This is a genomic window from Christensenella sp. KGMB01412 (assembly GCF_055522415.1).
On record NZ_JBVFVW010000011.1, the window covers coordinates 49473 to 66743 of the forward strand.

Sequence of the window (17271 nt, forward strand, 5' to 3'; positions counted from 1 at the left end):
TGGCATATTTTATGTTTCTAACTGTTTTTTCTCCAAATCTTTTTCATCCCGCGGTTTTATATTAATCCACAGCAGAAAATAGAGTGCAACTTCCATTATAATTTCTACTTTGTGCAAATTATCTATGTAAAATCTTAGATTCAAACCATACATAAACATATTAAGCAAATCTAATCCGTCAGGATTATCCATCCTAAGCCTTGAAACAGGATGAATCGAAGAAACAACTACGCTAATACAAATAACGACTACAATCAAAATGAAATATAAGACCACTGCTCCCGTTTTCACGATGAGCATCGCTTTTCCAGAATCGGATTTTTCATGTTATTCCTGTTCCCAACAATCTTCCAGAATTTCTTTCAACTCAAAAACAGGCTGATCCGCTCTTCCCCCATAATTTACCAGATATACAAAGATTGTATCATCCTGCACTTCAATATGGTTCTTGTCGCTATCAAGGCTGACTTTTGCAATCTCTTTTTCCGCAGTCGTATTCCAATTCCTCCAAACAAGCGCATCTCCCCGCCGAAATAGCGCTCCCTTGCTGTTTAAATGAAAGACCTCATCCGTCCAATACAAAGGATATTCCGCCGCCACTGTCCCAGTCCCCATATCGATCGCAAGCACCTCGTTTTGTGAATTGATCGTTGCCCAAACATATATCGTCTCATTATCAACAAACGCCTCGTGAAAACTGTCCTCGCTTGCAAAATCAAGGATCGTCTTTGGTTCGCGCCATTCCTCTTCGCCTTTCAGCGAAACCGTGCTCACGCGCCCTGTATCACCGTCAATTATATAGACTTCACCTGTCCGCGCACTGTAAAACATCTCCTTTCTGGAGTACCTCGATATCAGCTCCTCACCGGTTTTCTTATTGATTATAATCCCCAGAGATTCCGTTCTATCAATTTCTTCCTCATTCGAATTAAAATACGTATAAAAATAGGTAAGAATGAGCTCTGTTCCCGTATCACAAAGCGTATATCCGTCTGTTTCATCCGGCGGATAGAGCCTGTAGTGCGGATACTCTGAAAACAGTTCTTCTGCTCTCCAACTGAATAGACGGGAATCTTCCAGTCTTGCAATATTCAAATCCGTCAATAGGTAATCCCTGGCGTTTGCTGTAATGGAAACGCTGTCCGTCCATGCGTACAAGAACGGAGGCCTGATTTCCATTTCCTGAAACCGGACGCTGTCGTAATAGTCCTTATGCAATAATTCTGTTGATTCGCCATACCGTTCGCTACGCCCTTCCCGCACCAGTATCAGCTCCGGAACACGTTGGTCTGCAGCCGCCTGCGCGTAAATAAGCCTGTCTTCACCTGCCGCGATGCACTGTATTGGTTGTTCGGCCTCAACGACCGTCTCTCCCGTCCGCAGCGACTTGATCTTATTTCCCTCTGCGTAGAGGATATCGCTCTGCCCCTTTTCCTCTGCTTCAACCGTCAACGGGCTTCCAACAACGGGTGGCGCGGTATGATCGGGTGGAAAAAACAGGGTCCAAAATATGCCGAAAAAAACAGCTGCCAAGCCCCCCAATACAGCTCCCGTCGTGATGCCCCCCACCTTCAGCATCCATTTCAAGTGCTTTTTGTTTCCCGGCTTCATTTCCCTGCTCCTTTTCCAATACCATAGGATACGATGAAAAATTTATTATTCATCAGATCATCTTTATCTTTATCTTTGTATTTCAGGTAAGCTTCTATGCTATCATAAGTTTTTTCTCCGCTTTGGGTAGTATCTCCATCATTATAACGCTTTCCATAATCTTTTACGCTGATTTTCCCATCGTCCAGAGCTTCCACCGCAACATAGTGCGCGCCAATCGATCCATCCGGAGCCTTATAGCCAAAACAAACGATCCCTTGTCCGGCATCTTTGATTTGCTGCTCTGCTTTTTTTGTAGCCCCCAAGTCGAGCATTGTCGTCCCCGCAATTTTTATATCCGGATTATTTTCCCTGATATAATTTACGATGCCGACCGGCATTTCAGCAGACCCTATTGGAACACCTTTCTCCATATACCATTCATAGATATCCTTATAAGGTACGTCTACCCCCGCCATTTGAAGCATATTGTTGGTAGCGGTCGAAATACACGCCCTGTCTTTAACCGTCGCATCGTTGAAGTCCAACCCCGCTATTTGTGGATTACTTTGTGCAATTTGTTCCGGCAATCCTTCAAATTTTTGGTGATAAGCAATCTCCGTCGTCGAATCCCACTTCCCAGTCGGCTCCACTCCAATATTTTGCTGTAACTTTTTGATGTCTTCCTCGTTTTTTACAAATCCGGGCGGCGTCGCGGTCATTCCCAAAGGACTATCCGCTTTGAATTGTTTTTCCCTTTCCCTGATCTTATCAATATTCCAGCCGTTTGGCAACGCCTCGTCCGGATGCTGCTGCAAATACTCGCGCATTTTTTTGCCCAGCTCCAATTTCTCCTGATCGGATAAATCTGCCCCTTTCTCTGGCTGCGAGTTTTTAAGTAAGCTTGCCTCCCCATTCCCATACTGCGGCGCAGCATTCCAGTTTTCACTCCACAGGTTTCCGCTTTTGTCTGTTTCCTCTTTTGGCGGCTGCGTTGGCCGCGCCTCCACCTGACTGCCGAGCAACTCTATATTTGCATTTTTTCCGTTTGTTTCCTTATTATACACCATATCCTTACCATTCCGGGATTGTTTCTGTTCGTTTATCGCATTTTTAAATAGATCCTGCAGCTCCCTGACGTCATTTTCCTCCCGTTCCGTTCCCATGTAAGAGCCCGGCAAATTAATTTCTTTTTTCTCTTTTTCATCGATTGGAATACGGTATTCCATTGTACGGGCCGCATCTTCCTGATTGTCCCAATCGTTTTTTCCTTATACCTGTCGCTATCCAGCCATCCTGTAAAATCGTTATCCACCACACTTTTCATATGGTCGGTTTTGGGCCCATAAACTCCGTCTACCTTAAGGGGGTCCCCATCCAGATAGGTCCTCCCGCTTTGATTCAGTCCCTCCTGCAACGTTTTCGTCTTTTGACTGGGCTGGTCAAGCTCCTTTTGATACCGTTGGAATTTTTCCGCCGCCTGCTTTGTTTTATCTCCAAATATGCCGTCCTCTTTTAATGGATTCCCTTGCTTATCTGTGAATCCAAACCGGTTCATCAAAAACTGTGTCGCTTTGATCGATTCCCCGCTTACCTTTTTTGCAGCTTCTTTCTGCTTTCGTTCACGTTCCTGCCTTTGGCGTTCTTGCCGCTCTTTTCTTCTTGCTGCCTCTTCCTGCCGCCTGCGCGCTTCTTCCTGCCGGCGTTTTCTTTCCTCTTCTTCCTTACGCCTTTGTTTTTCTTCCTGTTGCCTGCGTAAACGCTGCTCCGCCAATCTGTTTTGCCGGGCCTTTATTTTCCCCTTATCTGTGTATGCCATTGCCTTTTCCTTTCTTTTTGAACACAAAAAAGAAGCCTTTTTCAAAGCTTCTTTTTCTGTATGTATTATTTTTTCATACTATCATACTACCACAAAACAGGTGCCATTCGCCGACGTTTCCCCGACGCCCGGGCGCCGCTTATTTCTTTTGCTCCGGCTTTGGTTTGGCGTCCGCAGGCTTTACCTCAACTGCATCTACAGCTTCCGCCGGCTTCCTGACAGCCTCCGTTCCCGGCTCTTTTTCCACCAATATGGCTTTCTCGCCCTTTGTTTCCGGCCCTATTTTCTTACCAAGGAATTCCGGAAGCTGCATTCCCGCCATTTCAAATATCTCATTCATCGGCGGAATACTCTTCATCAGCCCGGATACGAAGTTAGCCGTGGACGATTTACCGTCCCTGCCTTCGCCGCTGTCCCAAACCGTTACCTTGTCGATCTTAAGGTCACGGATCGCTTCTACCTGAACCTTCATCAGGTTCTCCATCTTATCCGCAAGCATCAGCATCAGCGCATCTTTTGCGCTTCCGCCCGCCGCGTTTACGATATCCGCAAAACCGGACGCCTGCTTTTTCAGGATTTCCTGCATACCACGCGCTTCCGCTTCCATTTTTGCATAGATCGCGTCCGCTTCACCTGCCGCCTGACGGCGCAGGCGTTCTGCCTCGGCCTCCGCCTCCAGCTCTATCTGCCGCTTTTTGATCTCGGTTTTTACGATAACATCCGCCTCCAGCGTTGCTTTCTCACGTGCAAACCTTACAATTTCTGCTTCCTTTTCCGCCGCATACGCTTCCTCGAGGGCCTTTGCCGACTGTACCTTTTCCGCTGCGGTTGCCAGCCTCATCGCTTCGGCTTCCTTTTCCCTTCTTGCCGCGTCGGACTGCGCCACCTCGATCTTTGCGGTGTTTTCACCGGTGATTGCCTTGGAGTTTGCCGTAGCCACCTCTACGCGCTGGTCGCGCTGTGCGTTTGCCTCACCGATCGATCCGTCGCGTACCTTTTCGGCAACGGACTTCTTCGCGTCGTTGATTGCTTTTGCAGCGGCTTCCTTACCAAGCGCTGTGATATATCCGGATTCATCGCTGATGTCCGTTACGTTTACGTTAATAAGCCGCAGGCCGATCTTTTTGAGCTCAGATTCCACATTGCGCGAAACCGCCTCTAAAAATTTATCCCTGTCTGTGTTGATCTCCTCGATATCCATCGTTGCAATCACAAGACGAAGCTGTCCGAAAATGATATCCTTTGCGAGTTCCTGTACCTCCCCCATCTGCAGCCCAAGCAGCCTTTCCGCCGCGTTTTGCATCACGCCCTGCTCCGTCGAAATACCGACTGTAAAAATAGACGGTACGTCAATACGGATGTTCTGGCGTGAAAGCGCGCTCTTCAGGTCCACCTGTATGGAAAGCGGCGTCAGGTCCAGGTATTGGTAAGCCTGGATCACCGGCCAGATAAACGCCGCGCCGCCGTGAATACACTTTGACGTGCGGTTTGTCCCGTCCGTGTTCTGCCCTACCTTACCATAAATGACCATGATCTTGTCCGAAGGACATTTTTTATACCTGGTCAGGAAAATCAGCAGACACATGAACACCAAAACCACGATGACCACAATCAGGATCAACGATTCAATACTCATACTACCCATCATAATAACGCTACCTCTTCTTTCTCCTAAAAAACACTATTTTCTCTTTACCACCAGCGTATTCCCATTCGATATGCCGACCACAGTCACCTCCGCTCCCGTCGGGATCGACTCCTCCTCATCCGTTACGGCATCCATTTCTACAAGCCTGTCCTGCACCATCAGCGACACCTTGCCGGCATAGCTGCGCTTTTCGTGGATCGGCAGGTATACCGTGCCCGATTTTCCAAGGGCGTTACGGATGTCAAGCGTTCCATCCGACTGCAGCTTCAGCATTGCCCGCATCAGGTACGCAATCAGCACCATCGCCACAAAACCAAATGCAATCGCAAGCACCACGCTCGCAACCGGCTGCACATCTGATTTGAGCATCAGCAGTCCGGCCCAGCCAAATACTGCAAAAAATGCCACAAGCCCCTGCAGGGTAAACAGGTGAAGCCCGCTTCCGCCAAAATGCGTATGCGCGTCATGCCCCGCAGCTACGTCAGGCGAATCGCCGGGCGGTGCTGTTCCGTCTGAAATATCCACGTCCGATATTCCGTCCGGCCCAACGTGCCCAATGTGTATATCCATATCGGATATGTCCACATCCATGCCCGCGTGCCCGCCTGCGTCAAAATCCACATCCGAAGGAGCATCTGTGTGTACGTCCACATCTGAACCATGCCCCGCCCCTATTGCCAGAAGGATTACCTCAATTACCAATAAAACGGTAGCGGCAATACCCACCATGGCAAAAATCTGCTCGATCAGCGTCATGGCCTCCCACCAAGCAATCATTTCTGTTTTCCTCCTTTACTCGTCAAGCGCGTTTAAAAGTACGCTTGCCTCCGCTTTAATCCGGGCGGAAATATGTGTCAAAATCATAATATCAAGAACTTTCCTGATGCGGTTTGCTGCCTCAGGGCCTGTAATTCCATTTTCCTCTATCACGTTGTTTATAATTTCATCCACGCCCGTCGCCTCACGGATCGCATCCTCCGGAAGTTTTCTCAGAAGATCCACAAAGCACATATAAATGAGTGTAGGCGCGTTCTTCCCGTAAATAATCCCGACATAATCGATCATCTTTTTGATCTGGTCGATCTGGAAAATGTCATTAAGCATATTAATCATCACAATCGTACAGAATTGATCACAGTCATATTTTTTATTGACCGGAGGATCAACAAATTTCCGTTTCACCCAATTTTGCACGGTGTGCGCGCTAAGCCCCGTAAGCTGAAGCACCTGCGAGAGCACAAGCCCGTTTGCCGCAAACAACGAATTCAAAAAATCCGCCGCTCCATTGTCTATATTCAGTTCAACCGTTGTTCCCGGTAAAAACCTTATCATAGCAGCTTATCCTTCCTTAACAGACAGCATTGCGAATCACATCACAATTCGTTCCTTTCTTTTTATGGCTTTATTATACTACGCAGTCATATGACTGTCAAACATTTTCTAGTGACTTTTACAAATTATTTATTTCTGTTTCAGAGGTACGCCTCCGTCCTGCATCCGCGTCCCCGCTTTTCGATTTCCGTGATATAATTGTCCCGGGCAGGTTTATATAATGGAACAAATGATTCTTTCTGGAGGCGGTCTGTCTATGGATCAAAACGGTACGATGATGCAGTATTTCGAATGGTATCTCCCATCCGGAATGTTATGGAACAAAATGAAAGAGGAAGCGCCGAATCTTGCGGCGTGCGGAATTACAGCGCTGTGGATTCCTCCGGCTTATAAGGGAAACAGCGGTATAAACGACGTAGGCTATGGTGTCTATGACTTATACGACCTCGGCGAATTTGACCAGAAGGGTACTGCCGCTACCAAGTATGGTACAAAGGATGAGCTTCTTTGTGCAATCAAAGCGCTTCATGACGAGGGAATACAGGTCTATGCGGATGTGGTTCTTGACCATATGATGGGCGCAGACGAAGTAGAGACGGTCACGGCCCTTGAAGTGGATCCTGAAAACCGGAACGAAGAAGAGGGCGGTCCGCAGCAAATACAGGCATGGACGCATTTTACGTTTCCGGGAAGGAATGGAACCTATTCTGATTTTGAATGGCACTGGTATCATTTTACAGGAATCGACTGGGATCAGCGAGATAAGGAATCCGGCGTTTTTAAGTTTGAGGGTAAGGAATGGGACGACGAGGTAGACGAAGAGAAAGGCAACTTTGACTACCTGATGGGCGCAGACCTCGACCTTGGACATTTTGATGTGATCACAGAGCTTACACAGTGGGGTAAATGGTTTATCGAAACGACGGATATCGATGGATTCCGTTTTGACGCAGTCAAGCATATGAAATTCTCTTTTTACCAAAACTGGCTGGACGCGATGCGGCGCGACGCAAAGGAAGAGCTTTTTTCCGTCGGGGAATACTGGAATGCGGATTTAAACGCATTGAAAAATTATATTGATACCACAAAGGGCGCTTTGTCCTTGTTTGATGTTCCGCTGCATTTTCGTTTCTATGACGCGGCAACCTCCAACGTTGGCTTTGATATGCGGACAATTTTTGATGGAACGCTCACGCAGGATAATCCAACCCGCTCCGTCACGTTTGTGGATAACCACGACACCCAGCCCAGCCAGGCGCTCCAGTCGTGGATTCCGGATTGGTTCAAGCCGATTGCCTACGCACTGATCCTGCTTCGCGCGGATGGCTATCCCTGCATTTTCTACGGTGATTATTATGGAATCGAACACGACAATGTGCAGCCCAAAAAAGATATGCTGGACTGTATGCTTGCAGCCAGAAAAGACCGTGCCTACGGAAAACAAAACGATTATTTCGACCACCCCGATATCATAGGCTGGACGCGCGAGGGTGATGAAGATCATCCGGGCTCCGGCCTTGCAGTGGTCGTAACCAATAAAGACGGCGGCACAAAGCATATGTATGTCGGGCAAAACTTCGCGGGCGCGCAATTCTATGATTGTACAGGCAACCGTACGGAAGAGGTAACGATTGGCGAGGATGGCAACGGCGACTTTTCCGTAAACGGAGGCTCTGTATCCGTGTGGATCAAAAAATAACCATTTCTGCACGAACCGTTCGCTTCATACGCATCCATACCAAAAAGACGGGCTCTCGCCCGCCTTTTTCTATCACAACCATCGCCTTATTTAACGACATTACGCGGCGTGCCGCCAAGCCATGCCCGAACGTTTTCCAGCACGATTACAGCGCGCTTTTCAAGCGCCTCTTTTGTGGCGAACCCCACATGTGGCGCAAGTATCGTATTTGGCGCGTGTAAAAGAGGATTTTCCTGGCCAATCGGCGGCTCTGTATCAAACACATCGATTGCCGCCCCTCCAATCGCGCCGTCCTCAAGCGCCTGCGCCAGAGCGCGCTCCTGCACAATCGGGCCTCGCGCCGTATTAATCAGCACCGCGTCTTTTTTCATCATTGACAATTCCTTTTTGCCAATCATGCAGCGCGTGTGTTCATTGAAAGGCACATGCAGCGATATCACATCACATGTTTTAAGAAGGTCTGAAAGCCCAAGATAGGTTACATTCGGAACCTCTTTTTTTGTGCGGCTGTAAGCGTATACCTCGCATCCAAACGCATCCGCAATCTTCGCCACGCGTAAGCCGATCCCACCCGTGCCAATTATGCCAAATTTTTTACCTTCCAGTTCATGCCCCACAAGGCCGTCCTTTGTTTTTCCATTGCGCACCGCGCTGTCACAGGCGATCAGGTTCCGTTTCAGCGCAATCAGCAGCCCAAACACAAGGTCAGCCACCGCCGCCGTGGAATATCCTGCGCTGTTGCATACAGTGATTCCATTTTTCCTGCACGTTTCCATATCGATATGGTCGACGCCGGTAAAAGCCACGGAAAGCAGCTTTAGATTTTTACATCCGTTGAGAACGTTTGCATTCAGCGGAAGGTTTGCCAGTATGATCACGTCAGCGTCCCTTCCCCTTGCCACCAGCTCCTCTTCGTCCGTTGTCCGCGTATCGTAAATCGTAAGCGCAGCCTCCGGCAACATCTTTGCCGCAAGCTGTTCTATCCTTTCACGCTCCACGCCAAGCGGCTCGATCACCACAAGCTTCATAGACTCTGTCCCTCAAAAATCGATTGTGTCAGGATCGTTGGCCAGCCCGTCAGGATCGATCATTGCATCGATGCGCGCCATGTCCCCTGCGGAAATCTCAAAATCAAATACCTTTGTATTTTCCTCGATCCTTGCAGGCGTAACCGATTTTGGCAGCGGCAGCGCTCCGTTTTGCAGCACCCAGCGGATGCAGACCTGCGCGACGGATTTCCCATACTGTTCCGCAATTTCCAGAAGCATTGGATTGCCCAGCATTTTTCCTGTGCCAAGCGGGCTATATGCCTCGATAAAAATCCCATGCTTCGCGCAGTAATCCACCACATCCTTTTGCATGAGGCCCGGATGATAATTGATCTGGTTTACCATTGGCGCCACCTTCGCCTTTTTCAGCAACGCATCCACATGGTGCGGCATAAAATTGCTAACGCCGATCGCGCGGATTTTATTTGCCCTGTAAAGCTCTTCAAACGCCTGCCATGTTCCGTTGTTCGCTTCCTCCCAGTCGTCGTGGAACTGTGCGGGCCGCGGCCAGTGAATCAGGTATAAATCCAGATATTCGAGCCCCAAATCCTCCATGGTGCGCTCAAACGCCTTCATGGTCTTCTCATACCCGTGCGAATCGTTCCAAAGCTTACTCGTTACAAAAAGCTCCTCGCGCTTCACACCGCTTTCGCGGATCGCCTTTCCCACGCTCTGCTCATTTCCGTACGCCGCCGCCGTGTCGATATGGCGGTATCCGCAGGCAAGCGCAGCCTCTACCGATTTCACTGCCGTTTCTCCGTCGGGCGTCTGCCACGTACCAAACCCGATACACGGAATCTCAACGCCGTTTTTCAGCGTAAACGTATCTGTTAAACTCTCAGCCATAATTGTAAAACCCTCCTTTATTTTTTCCTCTTTCATCATAAGCTTTTCATGAAAAGAAATCAATGCAAAACCATAGTGCGTCATTCTTCCCGTCATCCGGCCTGCCTGTATCAAAAAATCCCGTAGCAATCAAGCCACGGGATTTTTTGCACCCTTTTTTAATCATATACAACGATCGCATCCTGCCGTTTGGTACGCGGAAGCACCGTTTCCAATACACGCAGATGATGGTTGAGATCCACCAGTTCCAGATAAGCCGTCGTCATATCCTGGCCAAGCACAAGATCCATATACTGCGGTTCGCAGCACACGAGCACCGCCTTGTTCATACCAAGCACAGGAGCGCGGAATACCCTTCCGTCCACCATACGCGAAACGCGGTCTATTTCCATAAGCCCCGTTCCCGGCTGGATACGTTGCAGGTCTAAATAGAGGTCCGGACTCAATACCAAAGCATATCGTCCGATATATCCTTTTTCGTCCAGCGTGGCAATACCCTTTGCGACATCGGTAAATGCGTTTTCGCCCGTCGACCAGTCGCTGCGTTTAATTTTGTTCGCACCCGGCGCATTCAGCAGCCCGGCTACGCCCACTGATTTATTTCCAAAAAATACAAGCTTATCCTCCCGGCGCGCAACCTCTTCCGCTGCAGCCATTGCCGAGGAAAGGTCCACCGGGTATCCGTCCTTGTCTCCCGCTTCTATATCCCTCCAAAGCAGGAAAAAGTCGTCGTATACCTGCGGTATTTCAGTATATTGCCTTCCGCCTGTCGTCACAATGCCGTCCGCAAAGTTTTCCGCTTTCTTTGCACTGTCAATATTGATGCTCTGGGCGCCGGCGCCAAGCGGTCCATATAATGTTAAAAATCTGCGTCCGATCAAAATCCTGCTCGCCGAGTCAACGATTGTGTCGTCGATCCTGCCCCAGAATTCTTCTGAAAACGGAGCGCTGTCTCTTGATAGATAATCCATTTCCGTCTTCCTCCTTACTTTAACAGGCTTCCAATGGTGGCTTTCACAGCCGCTTCATCCGGGACGCCTAAATTTTCCATCATTTCTTTTACTTCCTGCACGCCCGAGGCAAAATGCTCGGCTTCATCAGGATCGAGGTGCTGCAACAGCGTCATCAATTCACCAATATGCGCCTTTTCCTCGTCGCGAATGTCGGCAAGGACAGTTTTCGCCACCTCGTCGTCCGTCGCCATAACATGTGCGTCATATAGATAAATTGCTTCCAGCTCTCCGGCGATATCGAGCCGCACCGCCTGGATCAGTTCCCCTTTTGATAGTTTTCTCTGTACGTTCCCCGCAAACGGGTTTGCAAAACTTGGCATAAGATCAACTCCTTTTATTCTTTTACGGCCTTATTCCCGGCCCTTGTTTGTAATGGCAGGCCGCGCCGCAGCCAGCGTATGTCCTTCCATACTCCCGCCGATTTTGTCTCGGCTCTGTGTAGATTTTAATAAACACACATTCTTCGTTCCAAACGGAAGAAATTATTTTTTCATGAATTTACATTTTGTTTTGCTGTTTTGCACATCCTTTTGTATTTTGTATCCTTTCGTGCTAAGATCAATAACATACAAAAGCATATTGGAGAATACTATGGATATCAAATTAGTTTTTGCAATCATTACAATCACGCTTGCATTGGTTTTTTACACGATTGGCGTGTTTGGCGAACGCAAGGCCGGAACGCTCCAAAAAAAGCATCTCGTCACTTTTTGGTGCGGCCTTGCCTTTGACATCACCGGCACAACGATCATGAGCTTTATCGCATCCGCCAAAACGGTGCAGCTCTCCACAACCGCCAGCCTGCTGCATGGTGTCACCGGAGTCGCGGCAATCGCCCTCATGCTGTTCCACGCAATCTGGGCCACATGCGTCCTGTTGAGGGGAAACGAGCGTCAGCGCGCCTCCTTCCATAAGTTCAGCATCGTCGTTTGGGCTGTTTGGCTCGTGCCGTATGTCCTTGGTATGATCGTAGGAATGAGCGTTTAAACGCTCCCTTCCCTCTGCAATTCAACCTGCATTGTGAATGGTTTCTTAAAAAACGAATCGATTTTTCTAAAAGGTGTTTACAAATTTATTATTTATGCTATACTGAATACCAAGGAAAACCATGTGCATTTTAGTTGAAGCATACAGTATAAAGGTTGTATTTTCCCACTATTTTTCAATTATGATGGTTCAGGCAAAATGAAAAAAATTAGATGGTACCCTATTGTAATTGTCAAATGGTTTTTTTAAAAGCCTATCGCGAATCGATTCGCGATAGTATGGTCACGCTGATCAACCGGCTGTGCTTGCCGGTCAGAAATCGAGAATCATCGGCGCATCCTTTTTGGTAGACCTGCGCTCGACGAGCTTCCCAAAAAAGATCGCCTGCTGCGGCCTCGATTCCGGATGCTCCAGTTTTTCCACCAAAAGCTGCATCGCCATATCTGCCATTTGTGCAAGCGGCAATGCAACCGTTGTAAGGGAGGGTTCAAACAGCGCGCCAAGCTGTGTGCCGTCATACCCGGTCACCGCAACATCCTCCGGAATGCGGTATCCGGAATTGATCAGGTATTTGATTGCGCCAAGCGCAAGCACGTCATTGCCTGCCACGATGGCGTCCGGCGGAGTTTCGAGGTGCATCAGCTCCCCCGCACAGGAATACCCTGTCTGATAGCGAAATCTCCCGGTTTCAATATAGTCCGCAGGGATTTCAAGGCCGTTGTCGTTCATCGCCCGCTTATAGCCCCTCAGCTTTTCCTGGGAAATCGCTCGGTTTAAAAGCCCGCTCAAAAAAGCGATCCTGCGGTATCCCAGCTTAACGAGATAAGAAGTAACGGTGTAAAAACCGTTGAAAGCGTCTATCAATACAGAGTTAAACTGCTCGTTGTAGTTTTTCCAGCTCAGGATCGTAATCGGAACATTACGCTGCGTTTCCTCAAGCTCTTTCACAATATTCTCTTCATCCAGGAAACAGATAATGACTCCGTCCACCTGGCGGGTGTTGAGCTTTTCAAGGCAGGACAGCATGATGTTGCGGTCTTCCTGCGTGGTATAGAGAATCGGCATAAATCCACGTGCGGCGCATGCAATGCGAATGGCGTTGTAAACCTCCGTGTAAAACGGATTGATGATATCAGGAACCACAACGGCAATGAGGTTCGTCCTCCCGCCGGTCCGCATGATACGCGCGGTATTGCTCGGAATATAATTGAGCTCCTCAATCGCCTTTGCGATACGCTCCCTGTAGCCGGGGCGCAGGGCCTCCGGGCGATTCAGGTATTTCGATACGGTGCTGGGGGAAACGCCCGCCAGCCGCGCTACGTCTTTGATCACTGCCATAATAAGTCCGCCTGGTTTTAGTTTATGACAATCATTATAGCAACAAGTATATTTAAATACAATCTTTACCATCTTTGAAAGGAGAACACAATATGAAACTAAGCTGTTTGCCGGTCTCACTCTTCGCCGATGTGGCGTCGGGCGCAATGTCCGTTGGAGACTGGGCCGAAGAAGCCAAAAAAATGGGGCTTGATGGAATTGATATCAGTATCAATTTTATCAAAAATAACTCCTATACCTATCTGAGGGAAATCAAGGAGTCGCTTGCTAAAAGCGGCATGAATATCATCATGGCGACCTCTTACCCTGATTTCACGCACCCAGACGCCGTGCAGCGCGACCGAGAGAAGGACTACTTTATCCGCGATATCGCCCTGTGCTCCGAGCTTGGTGTGAAATACCTGCGTATCCTCGCAGGCCAGGCACATCCGCAGACCTCGCGCGAGGACGGCATCCGCTGGGTGGTCGAGAATTTCCGCGATTGTGCAAAAGCGGCGCAGAAATACGGTATAACCCTTTTATACGAAAACCATTCCAAGCCGGGCGCATGGGATTACTGTGATTTCAGCTACCCTCTGGATATCTTCTTTGATATTTTTGAAAGCATCAAGGATATGGGTATTCGCCTCAATTTTGATATCGGAAACATCGTTTCCTGCGGTCAGAATCCTGTAGCCATTCTGGAAAAAGTATACGATTACGTGGATACCATACATATTTCAGACGTCAAGACCGCGGAAAAATTCTCGCCGACACTTCTTGGCACGGGCATCGTGCCGATAGGAGAGGTATTCTCCTACCTGAAGGGCCGGGGCTTCCAGGGCTGGTACTGCATAGAGGAAGCTGGCTTCCAGGGGCTGGAAGGCGTCAAAAAGGCGGTTGATTATGCAAGGGAAATCTACAAAAACGCTTAACCTGAAAAAGGGAGGGATAGAAAAGATGAGTGGATTATTGCAGGATAAGTCGATCCTCGTGATCGGCGGAACCAAGGGCGTTGGCCGTGGTATTTGCGAGTCCTGCGCACGCGAAGGCGCAAAGCTTGTAATCGGCGGGCGGGATGAAGCTGCCGCGGTAGAAATCATCGACGCTGTAAAGGGAGAGGCCGCATACGAACCTGTTTTTATCAAAACCGACGTTACCGACCTTGCCGACCTTGAAAACGTCGTCAAACAGACCGAGGAAAAAAACGGAAGAATAGATGGATTTGTATATTATTCAGGCATTCTTCCCTCTTCCTACATCTGCGAAACCAGCGAAGACCTGTTTGATAATGTTTTTGATATCAATGTCAAAGGCGCATTTTTCGCAACGCAGGCAGTGCTCAACTCGATGAAAAAAACAGGCGGCGGATCGATCATTTATACGGGCTCTGCGCACGCGTACGGCGGCGAGGAAGACAGGGGCGTTTATTCTGTTTCCAAGGGCGCCCTTTTGACGCTCATGAAGCATGTGTCCAAGCATTTCATGAAATACAAAATCCGTTCCAACTGGATTACCATGGGCTGGGTTGCTACTCCGGGCGAGCTTGCGCTTCGTGCGTCGCAGGGGCATGATCTTGCATGGCTCGAAAAGGAAGCCGCAGCAGCCACTCCGGTAGGCAGATTGCTCACAGTTGAAGACCATGTGCCCGGCGTTTTGTACCTGCTGTCCGACGCTTCTTCTGTGGTCACAGGCACAGAGCTTCAAATCACCGGTGGATTTGTAACCTGATCCCAAAAGGAGGATAACGCAATGAAAAAATCTGTGGAACTGGTCGTAAAAACAGAATGCCAGCTTGGCGAAGGCCCGTCGTGGGACGACCGCACAAACACGCTTTATTTCCTCGACCTTATCGGTAACCGCATCTATTATTATGATATTGCCAAAGACACGCTGGATTTTATGGACGTAGGGCAAAATACCGGATGCGCCGTCCCCTGTGAAAAGGGCGGCCTCATTGCAGGCCTGCAAAACGGAGTTTATTATATTGATCCCCATCAAAAGAAAATGGAACTCCTTGTGCAGCCAGAACGTGGAATTTCAGGGAACCGCTTTAACGACGGGAAGTGCGACGCTGCGGGCAGGTTATGGGCCGGAACCATGTCCAAAACGCTGGACACCGGCTATGGCGACTACATCCCCCGCGGATCGTTGTATTGCATCGATACGGATATGAATGTAAGCAAGCGGCTTTCCTACGTAACGATTTCAAACGGGCTTGCCTGGTCAAAAGACAACCGGACGATGTATTACATCGATACCCCCACCAAAAAACTGACTGCGTTTGATTTTGACCTCACGACAGGCGCCATCACCGGGCGGCGTACGGCAATCGATTTTTCAAAATATAGCGGCCAGCCGGACGGTATGTGCATCGATAGTGAAGACCGTCTTTGGATTGCGTTTTTTGGTGAAAGCATGCTTCGTTATTGTGATCCGCAGTCCGGCGAGGTGTTGGAAGAGGTACTTTTCCCCGTTTTAAACGTCACTTGCGCGGCGTTTGGCGGCGACGACCTGAAGGATTTGTACGTTACCACCGGGAACATCGATACGCCTATGGATCAGTATCCGCTCGCAGGCTCTGTATTCAAAATCAGGACGGAGGTTCCAGGTATGCCCCTCTGCCGGTTCGGCAAAAAATAAAGGAGAAAACTTTACTATGAAAGCATTGGTATTGACAGAATATAATCATTTGGAAATGAAAGACGTTCCAACACCCCAAATCAGCGACAACGAAGTGCTGATACGCGTCAAGGCGTGCTCGATCTGCGGAAGCGACGTGCACGGCTATGACGGCAGCTCCGGCAGGCGCATTCCTCCCGTTATTATGGGACACGAAGCGGCGGGCATTATTGAAGAAACCGGCAGCGCAGTTACGAAATTCAAAAAAGGCGACCGCGTTACATTTAATTCATCGCTTTACTGCGGCGATTGCTTTTACTGCCGCCGCGGCGAGCAGAACATGTGTGAAAGCGGCAAGGTGTTCGGCGTTGCCTGCGCGGATTATAAGCTGGACGGCGCAATGGCGGAATATGTCAAAATTCCGGAGCACGTCCTTTATCCGGTTCCGGATAACGTAACCTTTGAACAGGCTGCGCTCGCAGAGCCGCTTTCCATCGCACTTCATGCGGTTGGACGCGCGGCTATCAAAATCAACGACACGGCCGTGGTGTTTGGCGTGGGTACGATCGGCATTATGATGCTCAAGCTTCTTAAGATATCTTCTGCAAACCGTATTATTGCCGTAGACATCGACGACTCCAAGCTTGATAATGCAAAAAAGCTGGGCGCTGACCTTGTACTCAACTCCAAAAACTGTAATGTACCGGAGGAAATCCTCGCATATACAAATGGAAGAGGCGCCGACCTGTGCTTTGAAGCAGTCGGTATTCCTTCCACCACCAATATGTGCCTTGACTGCCTGCGTAAAAACGGAACTGCCGTCCTGGTTGGGAACGTAACGCCGGAATTCAATCTTGCGATCAGCAAGGCAGTATTCAAGGAACTCAGGATCATTGGTTCGTATGCGTGTACAACAGAATACGCGACAAGCCTTGACCTGATCGCATCCGGCAAAATCGAGGTAGACGACGTTGTAAGCAAAGCAGCCCCGCTCGAGGAAGGAAACGAATGGTTCCACAAGCTGCACGACGAGCCTGCGGGGCTTGTAAAGGTGATTCTATTGCCTTAACAGCACAAATTTATTGTAAAAACTCCGGCGCGCAAAAGACGCTCCGGTTTGTACGTATTAACAATTATCAGGAGGGAAAAGAAATGGGAAAAGTAAGAGTAGGAGTATCGGGATATGGAGTAATCGGCCAGCGTCTGGCTGACGGAGTTGCAAAGCAGGAGGATATGGAGCTTGTAGGAGTGGCGGACGTAGCGCCAACGCTTGCGGTGCGTGCGCTCTATGAAAAGGGAATGCCATATAACCTGTACCTTGCATCGGATGAAAACCGTGCGAAATTCGA

The 17271-nt window shown here is 49.0% G+C and carries 17 protein-coding genes and 1 pseudogene; 7 read left to right on the forward strand and 11 right to left on the reverse strand.

The genetic code is table 11. The features are described 5' to 3' along the window. Nucleotides 1-9: 9 nt before the first annotated feature. The 6 genes from ACS5WU_RS12800 to ACS5WU_RS12825 all read right to left on the reverse strand — a co-directional run bounded on the left by ACS5WU_RS12800 (nt 10) and on the right by ACS5WU_RS12825 (nt 6389). Nucleotides 10-291 carry a hypothetical protein gene (locus ACS5WU_RS12800; RefSeq protein ID WP_320606612.1) on the reverse strand — a complete coding sequence of 94 codons (282 nt, stop codon included), beginning with the start codon at nt 289-291 and terminating at the stop codon, nt 10-12. A gap of 36 nt (nt 292-327) precedes the next feature. Then, nucleotides 328-1452 (reverse strand): hypothetical protein, encoded by a 1125-nt coding sequence (locus tag ACS5WU_RS12805; protein ID WP_302761881.1) that lies wholly within the window; start codon nt 1450-1452, stop codon nt 328-330. A gap of 155 nt (nt 1453-1607) precedes the next feature. After that, nucleotides 1608-2819 (reverse strand): hypothetical protein, encoded by a 1212-nt coding sequence (locus ACS5WU_RS12810; protein ID WP_302761879.1) that lies wholly within the window; start codon nt 2817-2819, stop codon nt 1608-1610. A gap of 729 nt (nt 2820-3548) precedes the next feature. Next, complete coding sequence (locus ACS5WU_RS12815; protein ID WP_302761883.1) at nt 3549-5045, reverse strand: flotillin family protein; 1497 nt, start codon at nt 5043-5045, stop codon at nt 3549-3551. A gap of 45 nt (nt 5046-5090) precedes the next feature. Next, entirely contained in the window at nt 5091-5834 is a 744-nt protein-coding gene (locus ACS5WU_RS12820) for an NfeD family protein (protein WP_052740505.1), read from the reverse strand. A gap of 15 nt (nt 5835-5849) precedes the next feature. Next, a complete protein-coding gene (locus ACS5WU_RS12825) occupies nt 5850-6389 on the reverse strand; it encodes a DUF1836 domain-containing protein (protein WP_052740504.1) in 540 nt (179 codons plus the stop codon). Between the two features lie 256 nt (nt 6390-6645). Here ACS5WU_RS12825 and ACS5WU_RS12830 point away from each other — a divergent pair, with 256 nt between their 5' ends. Further along, nucleotides 6646-8088, forward strand: coding sequence for an alpha-amylase (locus ACS5WU_RS12830; RefSeq protein ID WP_465089191.1), 1443 nt, complete (start codon nt 6646-6648; stop codon nt 8086-8088). A gap of 86 nt (nt 8089-8174) precedes the next feature. Here ACS5WU_RS12830 and ACS5WU_RS12835 read toward each other — a convergent pair whose 3' ends face one another. The 4 genes from ACS5WU_RS12835 to ACS5WU_RS12850 all read right to left on the reverse strand — a co-directional run bounded on the left by ACS5WU_RS12835 (nt 8175) and on the right by ACS5WU_RS12850 (nt 11316). Beyond that, on the reverse strand, nt 8175-9116 hold the full coding sequence (locus ACS5WU_RS12835) for an NAD(P)-dependent oxidoreductase (RefSeq protein WP_302761609.1): 942 nt from the start codon (nt 9114-9116) through the stop codon (nt 8175-8177). Nucleotides 9117-9128: 12 nt separating this feature from the next. Beyond that, nucleotides 9129-9983, reverse strand: coding sequence for an aldo/keto reductase (locus tag ACS5WU_RS12840; RefSeq protein WP_046443935.1), 855 nt, complete (start codon nt 9981-9983; stop codon nt 9129-9131). A 158-nt stretch (nt 9984-10141) separates the two neighbouring features. Beyond that, the gene (locus ACS5WU_RS12845; RefSeq protein WP_302761607.1) at nt 10142-10954 is read right to left on the reverse strand and encodes a family 1 encapsulin nanocompartment shell protein; all 813 of its coding nucleotides are present in this window, start codon (nt 10952-10954) and stop codon (nt 10142-10144) included. 14 nt (nt 10955-10968) lie between these two features. Continuing rightward, nucleotides 10969-11316, reverse strand: a complete 348-nt coding sequence (locus ACS5WU_RS12850; RefSeq protein WP_046443889.1) for a demethoxyubiquinone hydroxylase family protein — start codon at nt 11314-11316, stop codon at nt 10969-10971. 271 nt (nt 11317-11587) lie between these two features. Between ACS5WU_RS12850 and ACS5WU_RS12855 the strand changes: the two genes are divergently transcribed. Continuing rightward, nucleotides 11588-11983 (forward strand): HsmA family protein, encoded by a 396-nt coding sequence (locus tag ACS5WU_RS12855; protein ID WP_302761605.1) that lies wholly within the window; start codon nt 11588-11590, stop codon nt 11981-11983. 312 nt (nt 11984-12295) lie between these two features. Here ACS5WU_RS12855 and ACS5WU_RS12860 read toward each other — a convergent pair whose 3' ends face one another. Next, nucleotides 12296-13321 carry a LacI family DNA-binding transcriptional regulator gene (locus ACS5WU_RS12860; RefSeq protein ID WP_046443887.1) on the reverse strand — a complete coding sequence of 342 codons (1026 nt, stop codon included), beginning with the start codon at nt 13319-13321 and terminating at the stop codon, nt 12296-12298. 92 nt (nt 13322-13413) lie between these two features. Between ACS5WU_RS12860 and ACS5WU_RS12865 the strand changes: the two genes are divergently transcribed. The 5 genes and pseudogenes from ACS5WU_RS12865 to ACS5WU_RS12885 all read left to right on the forward strand — a co-directional run. Then, entirely contained in the window at nt 13414-14235 is an 822-nt protein-coding gene (locus ACS5WU_RS12865) for a sugar phosphate isomerase/epimerase family protein (protein ID WP_302761602.1), read from the forward strand. A 25-nt stretch (nt 14236-14260) separates the two neighbouring features. Continuing rightward, the gene (locus ACS5WU_RS12870) at nt 14261-15031 is read left to right on the forward strand and encodes an SDR family NAD(P)-dependent oxidoreductase (protein WP_046443934.1); all 771 of its coding nucleotides are present in this window, start codon (nt 14261-14263) and stop codon (nt 15029-15031) included. A gap of 21 nt (nt 15032-15052) precedes the next feature. After that, entirely contained in the window at nt 15053-15943 is an 891-nt protein-coding gene (locus ACS5WU_RS12875) for an SMP-30/gluconolactonase/LRE family protein (RefSeq protein ID WP_302761600.1), read from the forward strand. Nucleotides 15944-15959: 16 nt separating this feature from the next. Next, entirely contained in the window at nt 15960-16991 is a 1032-nt protein-coding gene (locus tag ACS5WU_RS12880; protein WP_059108656.1) for a zinc-dependent alcohol dehydrogenase, read from the forward strand. A gap of 83 nt (nt 16992-17074) precedes the next feature. Continuing rightward, a pseudogene (locus ACS5WU_RS12885) lies at nt 17075-17271 on the forward strand (type II glyceraldehyde-3-phosphate dehydrogenase); the annotation flags it as partial.